Below are 254 nucleotides of genomic sequence, written 5' to 3'. Positions count from 1 at the left end.
AGGGTACTTTGCCCGAAGGCATGTGGGAAAGCTACAGCGCTTTTGCCAATACCTTAGGCGGTGAAATTATTTTAGGCGTAAAAGAACTGCATGGTGATTTTACGATTGAAGGGATTGTTAATCCGATGCCGATGCTCAGTGAAATTTGGACAATTCTACAAAATCCGAAAAAAATCAGTCACAATATTTTAGCGCCGACTGATGTGCAAATTATCGAAATTATGTCTAAAAAGCTTATTCGCATCCATGTACCC

1 protein-coding gene is annotated in these 254 nt (G+C 40.2%); it reads left to right on the top strand.

Annotated features, from left to right (window positions below; genetic code table 11):
• A partial coding sequence (locus AAEY88_RS14630; RefSeq protein WP_350563553.1) for an ATP-binding protein occupies window positions 1-254 on the top strand: 254 nt, incomplete at both ends.

Source organism: Psychrobacter sp. CAL346-MNA-CIBAN-0220 (assembly GCF_040309805.1).
Taxonomy (GTDB): domain Bacteria; phylum Pseudomonadota; class Gammaproteobacteria; order Pseudomonadales; family Moraxellaceae; genus Psychrobacter.
The sequence above is the reverse complement of the archived record's forward strand: the minus strand, read 5'-3'. Positions and strand labels throughout refer to the sequence as shown.